Annotated in this window: 12 protein-coding genes; 9 read left to right on the forward strand and 3 right to left on the reverse strand. The window is 73.6% G+C overall.

Annotated elements, in window-relative coordinates; genetic code table 11:
* The first annotated feature begins 42 nt into the window (after nucleotides 1-42).
* Nucleotides 43-1653, forward strand: coding sequence for an alkaline phosphatase D family protein (locus IEZ05_RS23790; RefSeq protein WP_189232265.1), 1611 nt, complete (start codon nucleotides 43-45; stop codon nucleotides 1651-1653).
* Nucleotides 1654-1659: 6 nt separating this feature from the next.
* Here IEZ05_RS23790 and IEZ05_RS23795 read toward each other — a convergent pair whose 3' ends face one another.
* Entirely contained in the window at nucleotides 1660-2277 is a 618-nt protein-coding gene (locus IEZ05_RS23795) for a CGNR zinc finger domain-containing protein (protein WP_189232266.1), read from the reverse strand.
* Nucleotides 2278-2442: 165 nt separating this feature from the next.
* Between IEZ05_RS23795 and IEZ05_RS23800 the strand changes: the two genes are divergently transcribed.
* The 3 genes from IEZ05_RS23800 (at nucleotide 2443) to IEZ05_RS23810 (ending at nucleotide 8238) form a co-directional block, all read left to right on the forward strand.
* On the forward strand, nucleotides 2443-3186 hold the full coding sequence (locus IEZ05_RS23800) for a metallophosphoesterase (protein WP_189232267.1): 744 nt from the start codon (nucleotides 2443-2445) through the stop codon (nucleotides 3184-3186).
* Nucleotides 3187-3393: 207 nt separating this feature from the next.
* Entirely contained in the window at nucleotides 3394-7308 is a 3915-nt protein-coding gene (locus tag IEZ05_RS23805; protein ID WP_189232268.1) for a glycoside hydrolase family 2 TIM barrel-domain containing protein, read from the forward strand.
* A 39-nt stretch (nucleotides 7309-7347) separates the two neighbouring features.
* Nucleotides 7348-8238: a DUF72 domain-containing protein gene (locus IEZ05_RS23810; protein WP_189232269.1), complete on the forward strand. Its 891-nt coding sequence runs from the start codon at nucleotides 7348-7350 to the stop codon at nucleotides 8236-8238.
* On the opposite strand, the gene IEZ05_RS23815 is transcribed toward IEZ05_RS23810, so the two are convergent.
* A complete protein-coding gene (locus IEZ05_RS23815) occupies nucleotides 8219-8581 on the reverse strand; it encodes an ArsR/SmtB family transcription factor (protein ID WP_189232270.1) in 363 nt (120 codons plus the stop codon). The two genes, IEZ05_RS23810 and IEZ05_RS23815, sit on opposite strands and share 20 nt — an antisense overlap.
* A 50-nt stretch (nucleotides 8582-8631) precedes the next feature.
* On the opposite strand from IEZ05_RS23815, the gene IEZ05_RS23820 reads away from it, so the two are divergent.
* From IEZ05_RS23820 to IEZ05_RS23835, 4 genes are all read left to right on the forward strand, one after another.
* Nucleotides 8632-10578 (forward strand): heavy metal translocating P-type ATPase, encoded by a 1947-nt coding sequence (locus IEZ05_RS23820; RefSeq protein ID WP_189232271.1) that lies wholly within the window; start codon nucleotides 8632-8634, stop codon nucleotides 10576-10578.
* Nucleotides 10579-10633: 55 nt separating this feature from the next.
* Nucleotides 10634-12121, forward strand: coding sequence for an AlkA N-terminal domain-containing protein (locus IEZ05_RS23825; protein WP_308426951.1), 1488 nt, complete (start codon nucleotides 10634-10636; stop codon nucleotides 12119-12121).
* 19 nt (nucleotides 12122-12140) lie between these two features.
* Complete coding sequence (locus tag IEZ05_RS23830; protein WP_189232478.1) at nucleotides 12141-12632, forward strand: methylated-DNA--[protein]-cysteine S-methyltransferase; 492 nt, start codon at nucleotides 12141-12143, stop codon at nucleotides 12630-12632.
* Nucleotides 12633-12817: 185 nt separating this feature from the next.
* The gene (locus IEZ05_RS23835) at nucleotides 12818-13669 is read left to right on the forward strand and encodes an LLM class flavin-dependent oxidoreductase (RefSeq protein ID WP_189232272.1); all 852 of its coding nucleotides are present in this window, start codon (nucleotides 12818-12820) and stop codon (nucleotides 13667-13669) included.
* Nucleotides 13670-13681: 12 nt separating this feature from the next.
* On the opposite strand, the gene IEZ05_RS23840 is transcribed toward IEZ05_RS23835, so the two are convergent.
* The gene (locus IEZ05_RS23840) at nucleotides 13682-14176 is read right to left on the reverse strand and encodes an NUDIX domain-containing protein (protein WP_189232273.1); all 495 of its coding nucleotides are present in this window, start codon (nucleotides 14174-14176) and stop codon (nucleotides 13682-13684) included.
* A 152-nt stretch (nucleotides 14177-14328) separates the two neighbouring features.
* Here IEZ05_RS23840 and IEZ05_RS23845 point away from each other — a divergent pair, with 152 nt between their 5' ends.
* A complete protein-coding gene (locus IEZ05_RS23845) occupies nucleotides 14329-15465 on the forward strand; it encodes a glycerate kinase (protein ID WP_189232479.1) in 1137 nt (378 codons plus the stop codon).
* Nucleotides 15466-15559 lie beyond the last annotated feature (94 nt).

Below are 15559 nucleotides of genomic sequence, written 5' to 3' on the forward strand. Positions count from 1 at the left end.
TTTTGCCTGGTTGTCGTCCGGCCACCGTCCTCTGGAGGTTCGATGACCACGCCGCGCATCAGCACGGACAGCTCCCGCAACTCCCGCAGTCCCCTGGGGAGAAGGGGATTCCTCGGACTCGCGGGCGCCGCCGGCGCCGGTGCGGTGCTGCTCGGCACCGCAGCCGCACCCGTCGCCGCCGCCCCGGCACGCGTCCCCGGCGACCCCTTCCAGCTCGGCGTCGCGTCCGGCGACCCCCTCCCCGACGCCGTCGTGCTGTGGACCCGCCTCGCCCCCGAGCCGCTCGGCCCCGACGGCGGCATGCCGCGCCGCCCCGTCCCGGTGCGGTGGGAGGTCGCTCTCGACGAGCGGTTCCGGAGGGTCGTCCGGCGCGGCGTCGAGCACGCCCGGCCCGAGGAGGCGCACACCGTCCACGTGGATGTGCGGGGCCTGCTGCCGCACCACGAGTACTACTACCGCTTCCGCGCCGGCACCGCGCTCTCCCCGGTCGGCCGCACCCGCACCGCCCCGGCACCGGGCACCGCGCCCACCGTCGAGTTCGCCTTCGCGTCCTGCGCGAACTGGGAGCAGGGATACTTCACGGCGTACCGGCACATGGCCGAGGAACGCCCGGACGTCGTCTTCCACCTGGGCGACTACCTGTACGAGTACGCGGCCGGGGCCAACGGCAAGGTCCGCACGCACGCCGGCGACGAGATGAACACCCTCGACGAGTACCGCCGGCGGCACGCCCAGTACAAGACGGACCCCGACCTCAGGCTGCTGCACGCGACGGCCCCGTTCGTCGTCACCTGGGACGACCACGAGACCGACAACAACTACGCCGGCCCGACCCCGGAGAACGGCGACCCCGCCCAGGGCAACGACACCACCGCCCGCTTCGCCGCCCGCCGCAGGGCCGCCTACCAGGCCTACTGGGAGCACATGCCACTGCGCCGCCTGCGCAAGCCGGTGGACACGGCACTGCCCCTGTACCGGCGGCTGGAGTTCGGTTCCACCGCGACCTTCAGCGTCCTCGACACCCGCCAGTACCGCACCGACCAGCCGTACGGCGACAAGTGGCAGGTCTCCGGCCCCGAGCAGTGGGACCCGAAGGCCACCATCCTCGGCGATGAGCAGCACGCCTGGCTGGAGCGCAGCCTGTCCCGCTCGCGGTCCACCTGGAACGTGGTCCCGCAGCAGATCTACTTCGCCAACTGGGACGCCCTCGCCGGACCGGACGACGGCGGCTACAACGACGGCTGGGACGGCTACCGCGTCTCCCGCGACCGGGTGCTCGGCTACGTGGAGGAGCGCCGCATCGACAACTTCGTGGTGCTCACCGGCGACGTGCACACCAACTGGACCAACGACCTGCGACGCGACTTCGAGCGCCCCGGGACCAGGCTGCTGGGCACCGAGTTCGTCACCACGTCGATCACCTCGAACGGTGACGGCACGGGCTCCCACGACCCCGGCCGGGTCTACTGGGACGAGAACCCGCACCTGAAGTACTACAGCGACCGCCGCGGGTACGTGCGCTGCACCGTGTCCCGGGACCGGTACACCGCCGACTACCGGGTGATCGACCGGGTCACCCGCCCCGGCGCCCCGGTCCGCACCGACAAGTCGTTCGTGATCGAGGCGGGCGTCGCCGGCGTCCAGGCCGCCTGAGCGCCGTCACGAAGCGGTGCCGCCGTCGCCGGGGCCCGGGTGCCGGCGACGGTAGTGGCGGGCCGCCCGGGCGCGGTTGCCGCAGGACGGCTTGCACCACTCCTGCCGCCCGTGGGACTTGACGAAGTAGCGCACGCAACGGGGCGCGGTGCAGGCGCGCAACCGCTCGCGCTCCGGGCCGCTCAGAAAGTCGACGGCGGCACGGGCCAGGGCCGCCAGGAGCCGGGTCCCCGGGTCGTCCTCCACCGGCCGCAGACGGGCGGAGGGGGCTCCCTCCGGGGGCCAGTCCAGCTGCGGAACGACCGGTTCACGGGCGGCCACGGCGTTGATGTGGGCCACCGCCCGGTCGGCCGGCATCAGGGCTGCGGCGTCCGCCCGACTCGGGGGCGCCGGACTGACCGCCCGTGCGAACAGCGCACGGACCGCGCGACGCAGCTCGACGAGTTCGCTCCGGAGCGCTTCGTCCACCGTCGTCTGCCCGGGCGCGACACCGTCGGCCGGGAGGTCGGCCCGGGCCTCGATCCACTGGGCCGTTCCGCGGACCGTGGCGAGGTCGTCGGTGACGCCGCCCTCCCCGTCATGGCGGATCGTGCCCGCCAACTCCAGTGCCGGCCAACGTTTCATCGCCGTCTCCTTCCGGGCCTGTGCGGGACCTGCTTGATCATGTGCCTCCGCACACCCTAGAGTCCCTAACGGAAAAACGAGAATTACCGTGAGAGTGCCGGCCGGGTGGGACACCCCGTGCCGGCCCGGAACTGCGGCGACGGCCGCTCATGGGGAGGACGGTTCATGTCAGTGCTGCTCGCACAGATCAGCGACCTGCACCTGGACGGTAGTGAGAGAGCCACCCGGCGTGCCACCCGCGTCATGGATCACCTGCGGGCCCTGCCGCGCCCGGTCGACGCCCTCCTGGTCACCGGGGACATCGCCGACCACGGGGCCGAGGCGGAGTACGAGGAGGCCGCGCGCATCCTGGAGGCCCCCTTCCCGGTGCTCACCTGCCCCGGCAACCACGACGTGCGCCCCGCCTACCGCAAGGCGCTGCTCGGCGAGAGCCCGGACGCGTCCCCGGTCAACCGGATCCATCACGTCGGCGGGACCGCCGTCCTGATGTGCGACTCCACGATCCCCGGCCGCGACGAAGGGCGCCTCGACGCCGAGACCCTCGACTGGATCGACACCCGGCTCGCCGGACTGCCGCAGGACACCCCGGCGCTGATCGCCTTCCACCAGCCGCCGGTCGAGCTCCACCACCCCCTGCCCGACTCGGGAATGCTCGAGAACCCCGAGCGGCTGGCCGCCCTGCTCGACGCGCACCCCCAGGTCGTCGCCGTGCTGACCGGCCACGCCCACACGGCCGCCGCCTCGGCCTTCGCCGCCCGCCCCCTGATCGTCGGACCGGCCGTCACCTGGACCCTGCGCATGCCCTGGGAGGGCGACCTCCCCGCCGACCGCGACCAGCCGCCCGGCCTCGCCTTCCACGTCCTGGGCGACGACCGGCGCCTGACCACCCACTACCGCGTCGTGCTCTGACCCAGGCCCCGCAAGGCGGGGCCGGCCATCGTCCATCAGGAACGAACAAAGTCCGACGGGGTAATTGATTCGGTTGTGTTCGAGTCCTAGGGTGACCCTGATTCAGTAGCCGCTCCATCACCGGCAGTTGGCATCCGCACCACCGTCGACGGCCGGTGCAGCACCGTGCGTTGAGCCGCCCCCGAAGCCACACGGAAGGCCACGGTCATGCCGCACTCGCCCGTGTCACCCGCCGGTACCCCGGCCCCCCGCCACCGACCGGTCGTCAGCCGCCGCCGTCTCCTGGAGGGCGGCGCCGCCCTCCTCGGCGCGCTCGCCCTGTCCGCGTCGCCGGTCACCGCGCTCGCGGCCGGCCGGCGTGCCGGGGCCGACGAAACCCCCGAGTGGAACGACTTCGGCGTCTTCCGGCTCGGCACCGAGCCGCCGCACGCCACGCTCATGCCGTACGCGGACGTGAGACAGGCCCTGGCCGGCGACCGCACCCGCTCGCCCTACCGGCTGAGCCTCGACGGCACCTGGAAGTTCGCCTACGCCGACCGCCCCGACGACCGGGACGCCGACTTCCACCGCACCGACACCGACGACAGCGACTGGGGCACCATCCCGGTCCCGTCCGTCTGGCAGACGCACGGCCACGACTTCCCGATCTACCTGAACATCACCTACCCGTACTGGGGACCCAACGGCCTCGGCGAGGACCCGCAGCCGCCCGCCGCGCCGACCCGCTACAACCCGGTCGGCCAGTACCGGCGCACCTTCACCGTGCCCCGCGACTGGACGGGCCGCCGCACCTTCCTCCACTTCGAGGGCGTCAAGTCCGCGCACTACGTGTGGATCAACGGGGAACTGGTCGGCTACGACGAGGACTCCTACACCCCGTCCGAGTACGACATCACCGACCACCTGAAGCCGGGCACCAACCAGATCGCGGTGGAGGTGTACCGCTACTCCGACGGCGACTGGCTGGAGGACCAGGACATGATCCGGCTGAGCGGCATCTTCCGCTCGGTCTACCTCTACTCCACCCCGGCCGTGCACCTGCGCGACTTCAAGCTGGACACCCCGCTGAACGGCACCTACACCGACGCCGAGCTGAAGGTCACCGCGAGCGTGCGCGCGTACGGCGGCGACGGCGCCGGGCGGTACACGGTGGAGACCCAGCTGTACGACGCGCGCGGCCACGCCGTCTGGTCCCGGCCGCTCCAGCAGTCCACCGGCCTCGGCACCGTCCGCGCCGGCGAGGACGTCACCGTGAGCGCGGCCAAGGCCGTACCGGCACCGAAGCTGTGGTCGGCCGAGCACCCGTACCTCTACACCGCCGTCCTGCGCCTGCGCGACCCGTCCGGCAAGGTCGTGGAGACCCTCTCCCACCGGGTGGGCTTCCGCGAGTTCGCGCTCAAGGACGGGCTGATGCGGATCAACGGCAGGCCCGTCTCCTTCCGCGGCACCAACCGGCACGAGATGCACCCGGTGCGCGGCACGGCGCTGACCCGCGAGGACATGGTCGAGGACATCAAGATCATCAAGCGGATGAACATCAACAGCGTCCGCACCTCGCACTACCCCAACAACCCGTACTGGCTGGAACTCGCCGACGAGTACGGCCTCTACCTCGTCGACGAGACCAACCTCGAGACCCACGGCATCCGCGGCGAGTACCCGGGCGACCACCCCGACTGGACCGCGGCCTGCGTGGCCCGCGCCCAGAACATGGTCCACCGCGACAAGAACCACGCCTGTGTCGTCATCTGGTCCCTCGGCAACGAGGCCGGCGGCGGCAGCACCTTCACGGCCATGCACGACTGGATCCGCTCCTACGACGACACCCGCGTCATCCAGTACGAGGGCGACGACCGTCCCGGCATCAGCGACATCCGCTCGGAGATGTACGACAGCCCGCAGCGCGTCGAGCAGCGCGCGAAGGACACCTCCGACACGCGGCCCTACGTCATGATCGAGTACGCCCACTCGATGGGGAACTCGACCGGCAACTTCAAGAAGTACTGGGACATCGTCCGCCGGTACGACGTCCTCCAGGGCGGCTGGATCTGGGACTTCGTCGACCAGTCCCTGTACACGCCCGTCCCGGCCCGCACCCTGCTGACCGAGTCCGGCCCGGCCGGGCTGCGCGGCGAGATCCTCGCCACCCGCGGCACCCTCGACCGGGACAAGGGCCTGTCCGGCATCACCGTCTTCGAGCGCCACGACAGCCTCGACCTCACCGGCTCCCTGACCCTGGAGGCCTGGGTCACCCCGCACGTCACCGGCTACCACCAGCCCATCCTCGCCAAGGGCGACACCCAGTACGCGCTCAAGCAGACCGACCGCAGGCTGGAGTTCTTCATCCACTCGGCCGGCCAGTGGATCACCGCGAGCTGGACCGTGCCGGACGACTGGACCGGCCGCGAACACCACGTCGCGGGCGTCTTCGACGCGGACGCCGGCACCCTGACCCTGTACGTCGACGGCGAGGCGAAGGCCACCCGCACCACCGACCGGCGCCCCAGCAGCAACACCGCGCCGCTCTCCCTGGCCACCGACGCCGACAACCAGACCCGCGAGTTCAGCGGCACCGTCCGCCGCGCCCGCGTCTACGCCCGCGCCCTCACCGGCGCCGAACTGGCCTCCGAGGGGCGCGGACCCGGCGACGGCGGCGTGCGGTTCTGGTTCGACGCGGCCACCGTGAAGACCGTGACGAAGCGGCCGAAGGACAAGACCTTCCTCGCCTACGGCGGCGACTGGGGCGACAACCCCAACGACGGCGCCTTCGTCGCCGACGGCATCGTCACCGCCGACCGCGGCCACACCGGCAAGGCCACCGAGGTCAAGCACGTCTACCAGGCGATCAACGCCGCTCCCGTCCCCGGCGGCGCACCGGGAGCCGTCACCCTCACCAACGAATTCCTGTTCACCGACCTCCGCGAGTTCGACGCCCGGTGGGAACTGGTCGCCGACGGCAAGGTCGTGCGGCACGGCAGACTGACCCGCGACCAGCGAGACGTCCCGCCGATGTCCGGCAAGGACATCACCGTCCCCGTACGCCTGCCGGACGACCCGGACCCGGGCACCGAGTACTTCCTCCAGCTCTCCTTCACCACCAAGGACGCCACGCCGTGGGCCGAGGCGGGCTTCGAGGTGGCCCGGCAGCAGATCCCGCTGGACGCCGGCAGCCCGGCCGTCACCCCCGCACGCCTGGACAGCGTCCCCGCCCTGCGCCACGACGACCGCGACCAGGACGTCACCGTGCGCGGCAAGGGCTTCTCCGTCACCGTCGACAAGCGCAGCGGCACCATCACCTCCTACGAGGCCGGCGGCACCCGCCTGATCACCTCCGGGCCCGTGCCCAACTTCTGGCGGGCGCCCACCGACAACGACAAGGGCAACGGCCAGCACACCCGCAACCAGACCTGGCGCGACGCCGGCGCCCGCCGCACCGTGACGGACGTCGCGGTGCGGGCTTTGGGCGACCGGGCCGTCGAGATCAAGGTCAGCGGCACCCTGCCGACCACCACCGAGTCGACGTACACCACCACCTACACGGTGTTCGGCAATGCCGAGATCAAGGTCGACAACACCCTGCACCCGGGCGCCGCGAACCTGCCCTACATCCCGGAGGTCGGCACCCTGCTCCTGCTGCCCGGCCGCCTGGACCGGCTGCACTACTACGGCCGCGGACCCGACGAGAACTACTGGGACCGCAACACCGGTTCCGACGTCGGCCTGTACTCCGGGACCGTCGCCGAGCAGTGGACCTCCTACATCCGCCCGCAGGAGAACGGCAACAGGACCGACGTCCGCTGGATCGCGCTCACCGACTCCCGCGGAGCGGGCCTGCTCGCCACCGGCGAGCCCCTGCTGGAGGCCAACGCCTCCCACTTCACACCGGAGGACCTGTCGGCCGGCGTACGCCACGACTACCAGCTCACCCCGCGCGACGAGGTCGTGCTGCGGCTGAACCACCGCCAGATGGGCGTGGGCGGTGACAACAGCTGGGGCGCGCACACGCACGACGAGTTCAAGCTGTTCGCCGACCGGGACTACACGTACACCTACCGGCTGCGCCCGCTCACCGACGTGCGCGACGCGATGGCCGCCTCGCGGCGGCCCACGGCGACCGAGTAGGCCCGGATCGAACCGGGAGCCCGGGGTAACCGGGCTCCCATGGGTGACGTACTGGTCGGGGCATGCTCGTGGACGGACCGGCAACTCGTCGCGAGCGGCTGGTATCCACGCGGACGGCGGGACGCCGAGGGACGGCTGCGGCACTACGCCTCACGGCTGCCCGTCGTCGAAGTGGACGCCGGGTACTACGCGTTGCCGAGCCGCCGCAACAGCGAGCTGTGGGTGGAGCGCACGCCGGACGGCTTCCGCTTCGACGTGAAGGCCTTCTCGCTGCTGACCGGCCACCCCACCCGTCCCGAGGCCCTGCCGGCCGACCTGCGGGACGGCCTCGGCGGCGAGGAGCGCGGCCTGCTGCGGCGCGGGCGGGCGAGCGCGGCGCTCCTCGACGAGGTGTGGGGACGGTTCACCGACGCCGTCGAACCGCTGCGGGCGGCCGGACGGCTCGGCACCCTGCTGTTCCAGTTCCCGCCCTGGTTCGCGCCGGGCCCGGAGACGGAGGACATCCTCCGGGCCTGCGCGCGGCGCACGGGGGAGAGGCCGCTCGCCGTGGAGTTCCGCCACCCGGACTGGTGGGCGCCGCACCGGGCGGACGAGACCACGGCGCTGCTCACCGGCCTCGGCGCCACCGCCGTCGGCGTGGACATTGCCCAGGGCCTGCCCGGCTCCCTGCCGCCCGTCGTGCCGGTCACCCGCCCCGCGCTCGCCGTCGTGCGGTTCCACGGCCGCAGCCCGGCGTGGGGCAGGGGCAGCAAGGAGGACCGTTTCCGGCACGACTACGACGTGGCCGAACTCGCCGCCTGGGTGCCCCGGTTGCGGCGTGCGGCCCGGCAGACGGACGAGCTGCACGTGCTGTTCAACAACTGCTGCGCGGACGCGGCCGTACGCGCCGCCGAGGACATGCGGCGGCTGCTCACCGAGAAGCGTCGCTGATTCCCAGCCGCAGATGCTCCACGTGGTAGACGGCCTGGTCGAGCAGCTCGGCCACATGGTGGTCGTGCAGCGCGTACACCACCGACCGGCCGCGCCGCTCACCCACCACGAGCCCCAGGTTCCGCAGCAGGCGCAGCTGGTGGGAGCAGGCCGACTGCTCCATGCCGACCTCCGCCGCCAACTCGGTGGCGGGCAGCGGACCTTCGCGCAGCCGCGCGAGGATCAGCAGCCGGGAGGGCGTGGACAGGGCCTGGAGCGTGGTGGCGACCTTGGCGACGTTGTCCGCGTCCAGGCGCACACGCTCGACTGCGTCCTGCGCGGTGGTGGCGGCTCCATGACCCATGCCGGTCATCTTACGCACCCACCCGCACGCATGAACGGATGAATGAATGAATGAGTCTTCATGCGTTCCTGTATGGTGGCCGCGTGTCCACCACCCTCGCTCCCACCCCCGTCTCCTCGCCCGCCGGGCCGGCGCCCGTCCGCCGCACCCGCGTCCTCGCCCTGCCCGAGGCACGCTGGGCCCTCGCGTCGCTGCTCGCCTTCCTCGCGGCGCTCCCCCTGGACCTCGGCGGCGCTCCCGCCTGGACGTACGGTCCGCTCTACGCGGTCGCCTACGCCGCCGGCGGCTGGGAACCGGCACGGGAGGGCCTGCGCGCACTGCGCGAGAAGACCCTGGACGTGGACCTGCTGATGATCGTCGCGGCGCTCGGCGCGGCGGCCATCGGGCAGGTCCTCGACGGCGCCCTGCTGATCGTCATCTTCGCCACCTCCGGCGCCCTGGAGGCCCTGGCCACCGCCCGCACCGCCGACTCCGTGCGCGGCCTGCTCGACCTCGCGCCCACCACCGCGACCCGGCTCACCGGCGACCGCGAGGAGGCCGTCCCGACCGCCGAGCTCTCCGTCGGCGACGTCCTCCTGGTCCGGCCGGGGGAGCGCATCGGCGCCGACGGCTCGGTGCTCGACGGCACCGGCGAGGTCGACCAGGCCACCATCACCGGCGAGTCCCTCCCGGTCCTCAAGCGCCCCGGCGACGACGTCTTCGCCGGCACCCTCAACGGCACCGGCGCCCTGCGCGTCCGCGTGGACCGCGACCCCGCCGACTCGGTGATCGCCCGCATCGTCGCCCTGGTCGAGGAGGCGTCCCGCACCAAGGCGCCGACGCAGCTGTTCATCGAGAAGATCGAGCAGCGCTACGCGGTCGGCGTGGTGGCCGCCACCCTCGCGGTCTTCGGCCTCCCCCTGGCCTTCGGCGCCGACCTCACCGACGCCCTGCTGCGGGCCATGACCTTCATGATCGTCGCCTCGCCCTGCGCGGTCGTCCTCGCCACGATGCCGCCCCTGCTGTCCGCCATCGCCAACGCCGGCCGCCACGGCGTCCTCGTCAAGTCGGCGGTCGCCATGGAACGCCTCGGCGAGATCGACACCGCCGCCCTCGACAAGACCGGCACCCTCACCGAGGGCACCCCCGAGGTGACCGCCGTACGCCCCCTGCCCGGCTCCGGCCTCGACGAGGACGCCCTCCTCGCCCTGGCGGCCGCCGCCGAGCACCCCAGCGAGCACCCGCTGGCCCGTGCGATCGTCGCCGCCGCCCGCACACGCGGCCTGCGCGTCGCGCCCGCGGAGCACTTCGAGGCGACCCCGGGCCGCGGTGTCACGGCCGTGGTCGAGGGCCGTGAGGTGCACGTCGGCCGCGCCGAGGCACCCGAGGGCGCCGAGACCACCGTCCAGGTCACCCGCGACGGCACCCCGCTCGGCACCCTCGCCCTCACCGACCGCCTCCGCACCGACGCCGCCACGGCCACCGCCGCGCTCACCGCCCTCACCGGCACCGCCCCCGCCCTGCTCACCGGCGACAACGCCTCCGCCGCCGCCCGTGTGGCCGCCGCGACCGGCATCACCGACGTCCGCGCCGACCTGCTGCCCGACGGCAAGGTGGAGGCCGTACGGGAGAGGGAGCGGGCCGGCCGCAAGGTGCTCTTCGTCGGCGACGGGGTCAACGACGCCCCCGCCCTCGCCGCGGCCCACGCCGGGATCGCCATGGGCCGCGCGGGCTCCGACCTGGCCCTGGAGACGGCGGACGCGGTCGTGGTCCGCGACGAGCTGACGGCCGTACCCGCGGTCGTCCGCCTGTCCCGGCGCGCCCGCGGGCTGGTCCTGCAGAACCTGGTCATCGCCGGCACCTTCATCACCGTGCTCGTCCTGTGGGACCTGATCGGCCACCTCCCGCTGCCGCTCGGCGTCGCCGGGCACGAGGGCTCGACCGTGCTGGTAGGCCTCAACGGGCTGCGGCTGCTGCGCGAGTCCGCGTGGCGATCCGGCGGATCCCAGGAAGCGTGAGGTCCATGTCGGATTCTCGCCAGCCCCGGCCCGTCCGGTGGACCATCCTGGACGCATGCAGACGGGAATGCACACCGACACCGAGCGCTGCGTGCGCGCCGTCCGGTCCAAGGACGCGCGCTTCGACGGCTGGTTCTTCACCGCTGTCCTGACCACCCGCATCTACTGCCGGCCCAGCTGCCCCGTGGTGCCGCCCAAGCCCGAGAACATGACCTTCTACCCGAGCGCGGCGGCCTGCCAGCAGGCCGGGTTCCGGGCGTGCAAACGCTGCCGCCCGGACACCAGCCCCGGCTCCCCGGAGTGGAACCAGCGGGCCGACCTCACCGCCCGCGCCATGCGCCTGATCGCCGACGGCATCGTGGACCGCGAGGGCGTCCCCGGCCTCGCCGCCCGGCTCGGCTACAGCACCCGGCAGATCGAACGCCAGCTGCTCGCCGAGCTGGGCGCGGGCCCCCTCGCCCTCGCCCGCGCGCAGCGCGCCCAGACCGCCCGGCTGCTCATCGAGACGACCCCGCTGCCGATGGCGGACATCGCCTTCGCGGCCGGCTTCTCCTCCGTGCGGACCTTCAACGACACGGTCCGCGAGGTCTTCGCGCTCGCCCCGAGCGAGCTGCGCGCCCGCCGCGCCCCCAAGGACCGGCCGGTCCAGGCCCCCGGCGGCGCCCTGACCCTCCGCCTCCCCTTCCGCGCCCCCCTCAACCCCGACAACCTCTTCGGCCACCTCGCCGCCACCGCCGTACCCGGCGTGGAGGAGTGGCGGGACGGCGCCTACCGCCGCACCCTGCGCCTCGCGTACGGACACGGCGTCGTCGCCCTCAGTCCCGCCCCCGACCACGTCGCCTGCCGGCTCACCCTCACCGACCTGCGCGACCTGACCGTCGCCATCAGCCGCTGCCGGCGCCTGCTCGACCTGGACGCCGACCCGACGGCCGTCGACGACCAGCTGCGCACCGATCCGCTGCTCGCGCCGCTGGTCGACAAGGCGCCCGGCCGCCGCGTCCCGCGCACGGTCGACGAGGCGGAGTTCGCCGTACGGGCCGTCCTCGGCCAGCAGGTCTCCACCGCCGCCGCCCGCACCCACGCGGCCCGCCTGGTCACGGCACACGGCGACCCGGTGGACGACCCCGAGGGCGGCCTGACCCACCTGTTCCCGTCGGCGCGGACCCTGGCGGAGGTGGACCCGGACACCCTGGCGATGCCCCGCACCCGCCGCACCACCTTCACCACCCTCGTCCGCCACCTCGCCGACGGTTCGCTCAACCTCGGCGTCGAGACCGACCGGGCGGACACCCGCGCCCGGCTCCTCGCCCTCCCCGGTTTCGGCCCCTGGACCGCCGACGTCATCGCGATGCGCGCCCTCGGCGACCCCGACGCCTTCCTCCCCACCGACCTCGGCATCCGCCGCGCCGCACGCGAGCTGGGCCTGCCCTCCACCCCGGCGGCGCTCACCGCACGCGCGGCGGCCTGGCGGCCCTGGCGGGCGTACGCGGTCCAGTACCTGTGGGCGACCGACAGCCACCCGATCAACTTCCTGCCCGTGTGAGGACCCACCCGTGTCATCCCTGAAACAGCACACCGTGATCGACAGCCCGTACGGCCCGCTCACCCTGGTCGCCGAGGACGGCGTCCTGTGCGGCCTCTACATGACCGACCAGCGCCACCGCCCGCCGGAGGAGACCTTCGGCGCCCGCGCGGAACGGCCGTTCGCCGAGACCGAGGAACAACTGGAGGCGTACTTCTCCGGCGACCTGCTGGACTTCACCGTCCCCCTGCGCCTCGAGGGCACCCCCTTCCAGCGCACGGTCTGGGACCAGCTCCGGAAGATCCCCTACGGCGAGACCCGCACCTACGGTGAACTCGCCGGCGCCCTCGGCACCCCCAACGCCTCCCGCGCCGTCGGTCTCGCCAACGGCCGCAACCCGATCGGCATCATCGTCCCCTGCCACCGCGTCATCGGCGCGAGCGGCAGCCTCACCGGCTACGGCGGCGGCCTGGAACGCAAGCAGCGGCTGCTCGACTTCGAACGCGGGACGACCGGGGCGGCACTGTTCTAGGACCGGGCCGGGCCGGCCGGGCGAAAAGGCGTTGCCGACGCCCGGCGGGACGGACTAGCCTCGCGGCACTCTGAAGAACTCGCTCTCTCGAACGATGCCGCAGAACGGGAGCGAGCCCGCGCACAGCCGCGCGGAGCCATGGAGGGGCGGCGCCACTGTCAGGCATGCCTCCCAAGGACACTCCCATGAAGATCGGCCTCGGCCTTCCCATCGACGACCCCGCCCTGCTGCTGACCTGGGCCCGGCGCGCCGACGCGGGCCCGTTCAGCACGCTCGGCCTGCTCGACCGGCTCGTCTACGACAATCCCGAACCCCTCGTCACCCTCGCGGCCCTCGCGGGCGCCACGTCCCGCATCCGCGTGCAGACCGAGGTCCTCATCGCCCCGGTGCACAGCACCGCGCTCCTCGCCAAGCAGACCGCGACCCTCGACCGTCTGTCGGGCGGCCGTTTCACCCTCGGCATCGGCGTCGGCGGCCGCGAGGACGACTGCCTCGCCGCCGGCATCGACATCCACCGCCGGGGCCGCCGCCTCGACGAGCAGATGACCCGGCTCCGCCGCGTCTGGGCGGGCGAGCCCTACGGGCAGGACGTGGGCGCCATCGGCCCGCGCCCCGCGACGCCCGGCGGGCCCGAGGTGCTGTTCGGCGGCTTCGCCCCGGCCGCCCTCGAACGGGTCGGCCGCTTCGGCGACGGCTTCCTCGGCGCCGCGCTGCCCGCCGAGCACATGGCCGGCCTGTTCCGCGCCGTCGAGGCGGTCTGGCGCAGGCACGACCGCCCCGGCCGGCCGCGCCTGGTGGCCCAGGCGAGCGTCGCCCTCGGCCCCGACAGCACGGCGGACCGGGCCCGGCGCGCTCTGCGCGACTACTACGCCTTCACCGGCCGGGCCGAGTACATGACGCAGGGCCTGCTCACGACCGCCCGGGAGATCCGCGCGGCCGTGGACGCCTTCCGCGGCATCGGCGCCGACGAGGTCGTCCTCTACTGCTGGTCCTCGGACCCGGACCAGATCGACCGCCTCACCGACGCCCTGTTCTGACCCGTCGACCGCCTACCGGCCGACCCGGACACCGTTCTCCAGCTCGGCGGTCCCCGAGCCGTCCTCCAGTACGTCGAGGGCGGCCAGGACCCGTCCGTGCAACGAGCCGAGGAGGTGGCCGGCCAGGTCGGCGCGCGGCACCAGGCGCCAGGACAGCAGCTCCTCCTCCTGGAGACGGACCGCCTTGAGGTCGTCCTCGCCGAGGACCCCGCCGTCGTACACGTACGACACCAGCGGCGGCCGGCCGAGACCCGGCACCCAGTCCACCACGAGCAGCCGGCCGGGCGGTACGTCCAGCCCGATCTCCTCGAGGGTCTCGCGCCGGGCGCCCTGGCGCGGGGTCTCGCCGTCGTCCGACTCGATGGTCCCGCCCGGCAGGGTCCAGCCGTCCCGGTAGTTCGGCTCCACGAGCAGCACGCTGCCCGCGGCGTCCCGGAACAGCACGGCGGCACCGGCGAGCACGCGGGGGAGTCCGGCGATGTACGTGGCGTAGTCGAGGGTCGTCATCCTGGCAGGGTATGTCCGTCCGGCGGGGTGTTCCACGGAGCGGTCGGGGCATGACGGCGAGGGTGTGCTCCGGTTAAGGTCGCAGCGGCGCGACTGCCTTGACGTGCGCAAGGCCCGAAGAGCAAGGGGAGAGCAAGGTGGCTGACGCTGCAGTGGACGGGGCCCGCCGGGTGCTCGTCGCCGCGGACAAGTTCAAGGGTTCGCTGACGGCCGTCGAGGTCGCCGAGCGGGTCGCGGCCGGGCTGCGCCGGGTCGTGCCGGACGTCGACGTCGAGTCGCTGCCTGTGGCCGATGGCGGCGACGGCACCGTGGCCGCGGCGGTCGCGGCCGGGTTCGAACGCCGGGAAGTGCGGGTCGCCGGGCCCCTCGGTGACGAGGTGACGGCGGCGTTCGCGCTGCGCGGCGACACCGCGGTCGTGGAGATGGCCGAGGCGAGCGGGCTGCAGCGGCTGCCCGCCGGTGTCCTGGCCCCGCTGACCGCCTCCACGTACGGCTCGGGCGAGCTGCTGCGGGCCGCGCTGGACGCGGGGGCCCGGACGATCGTGTTCGGCGTCGGCGGCAGTGCGACCACGGACGGCGGCGCGGGGATGCTCTCCGCGCTGGGCGCGCGGTTCCTGCGCGCGGACGGCGAGCCGGTGGCGCCGGGCGGCGGGGGTCTCGCCGACGTCGCCTCGGCCGATCTGTCCGGCCTGGATTCGCGGCTCACGGACGTCGAGCTGGTACTCGCCAGCGACGTCGACAATCCGCTGACCGGGCCCAAGGGCGCCCCGGCCGTCTACGGACCGCAGAAGGGCGCCTCCCCGGCCGACGTGGAGACGCTGGACGCGGCTCTCGCGCACTTCGCGAAGGTGCTGGAGGGGGCGGTGGGGGCCCGCGCCGCCGCCTACGCGGCCTCGCCGGGTGCGGGTGCCGCGGGCGGTATCGGCTACGGCGCGCTGCTGCTCGGGGCGCGGTTCCGGGCCGGCATCGAGGTGATGCTGGACGTGCTGGGCTTCGCGCCGGCGCTGGAGCGGGCCGAACTCGTGATCACGGGGGAGGGCTCGCTGGACGAGCAGACCCTGCACGGGAAGGCGCCGGCGGGTGTCGCGGCGGCGGCCCGGGCCGCGGGCAAGGAGGTCGTCGCGGTCTGCGGGCGGCTGGCGCTGCCGGCGGAGGCGCTGGGACGGGCCGGGATCCGGCGGGCGTATCCGCTGACGGATGTGGAGCCGGACGTGGCGAAGTGCATCGCCGATGCGGGGCCGATCCTGGAGCGGGTCGCGGAGCGGATCGCCCGGGACTTCCTGGCGTAGCGGGGACGCGGGGGGTTCTCGCCCCCCGCCGCCCCTTCCCCTTCCCCTTCCCGGGGGCTCCGCCCCCGGACCCCCGATTCGGCCCTGAACGGGC

Source organism: Streptomyces flaveolus, from assembly GCF_014648815.1.
Lineage (GTDB): Bacteria > Actinomycetota > Actinomycetes > Streptomycetales > Streptomycetaceae > Streptomyces > Streptomyces flaveolus.

Excerpts from the sequence above, each read along its gene's own strand:
- IEZ05_RS23840 (WP_189232273.1), bottom strand. The coding sequence starts at position 14,176 with ATGACGACCCTCGACTACGCCACGTACATCGCCGGACTCCCCCGCGTG.
- IEZ05_RS23815 (WP_189232270.1), bottom strand. The coding sequence starts at position 8,581 with ATGGGTCATGGAGCCGCCACCACCGCGCAGGACGCAGTCGAGCGTGTG.
- IEZ05_RS23825 (WP_308426951.1), top strand. The coding sequence starts at position 10,634 with ATGCAGACGGGAATGCACACCGACACCGAGCGCTGCGTGCGCGCCGTC.
- IEZ05_RS23800 (WP_189232267.1), top strand. The coding sequence starts at position 2,443 with ATGTCAGTGCTGCTCGCACAGATCAGCGACCTGCACCTGGACGGTAGT.
- IEZ05_RS23820 (WP_189232271.1), top strand. The coding sequence starts at position 8,632 with ATGAGTCTTCATGCGTTCCTGTATGGTGGCCGCGTGTCCACCACCCTC.
- IEZ05_RS23790 (WP_189232265.1), top strand. The coding sequence starts at position 43 with ATGACCACGCCGCGCATCAGCACGGACAGCTCCCGCAACTCCCGCAGT.
- IEZ05_RS23795 (WP_189232266.1), bottom strand. The coding sequence starts at position 2,277 with ATGAAACGTTGGCCGGCACTGGAGTTGGCGGGCACGATCCGCCATGAC.
- IEZ05_RS23805 (WP_189232268.1), top strand. The coding sequence starts at position 3,394 with ATGCCGCACTCGCCCGTGTCACCCGCCGGTACCCCGGCCCCCCGCCAC.
- IEZ05_RS23835 (WP_189232272.1), top strand. The coding sequence starts at position 12,818 with ATGAAGATCGGCCTCGGCCTTCCCATCGACGACCCCGCCCTGCTGCTG.
- IEZ05_RS23810 (WP_189232269.1), top strand. The coding sequence starts at position 7,348 with ATGGGTGACGTACTGGTCGGGGCATGCTCGTGGACGGACCGGCAACTC.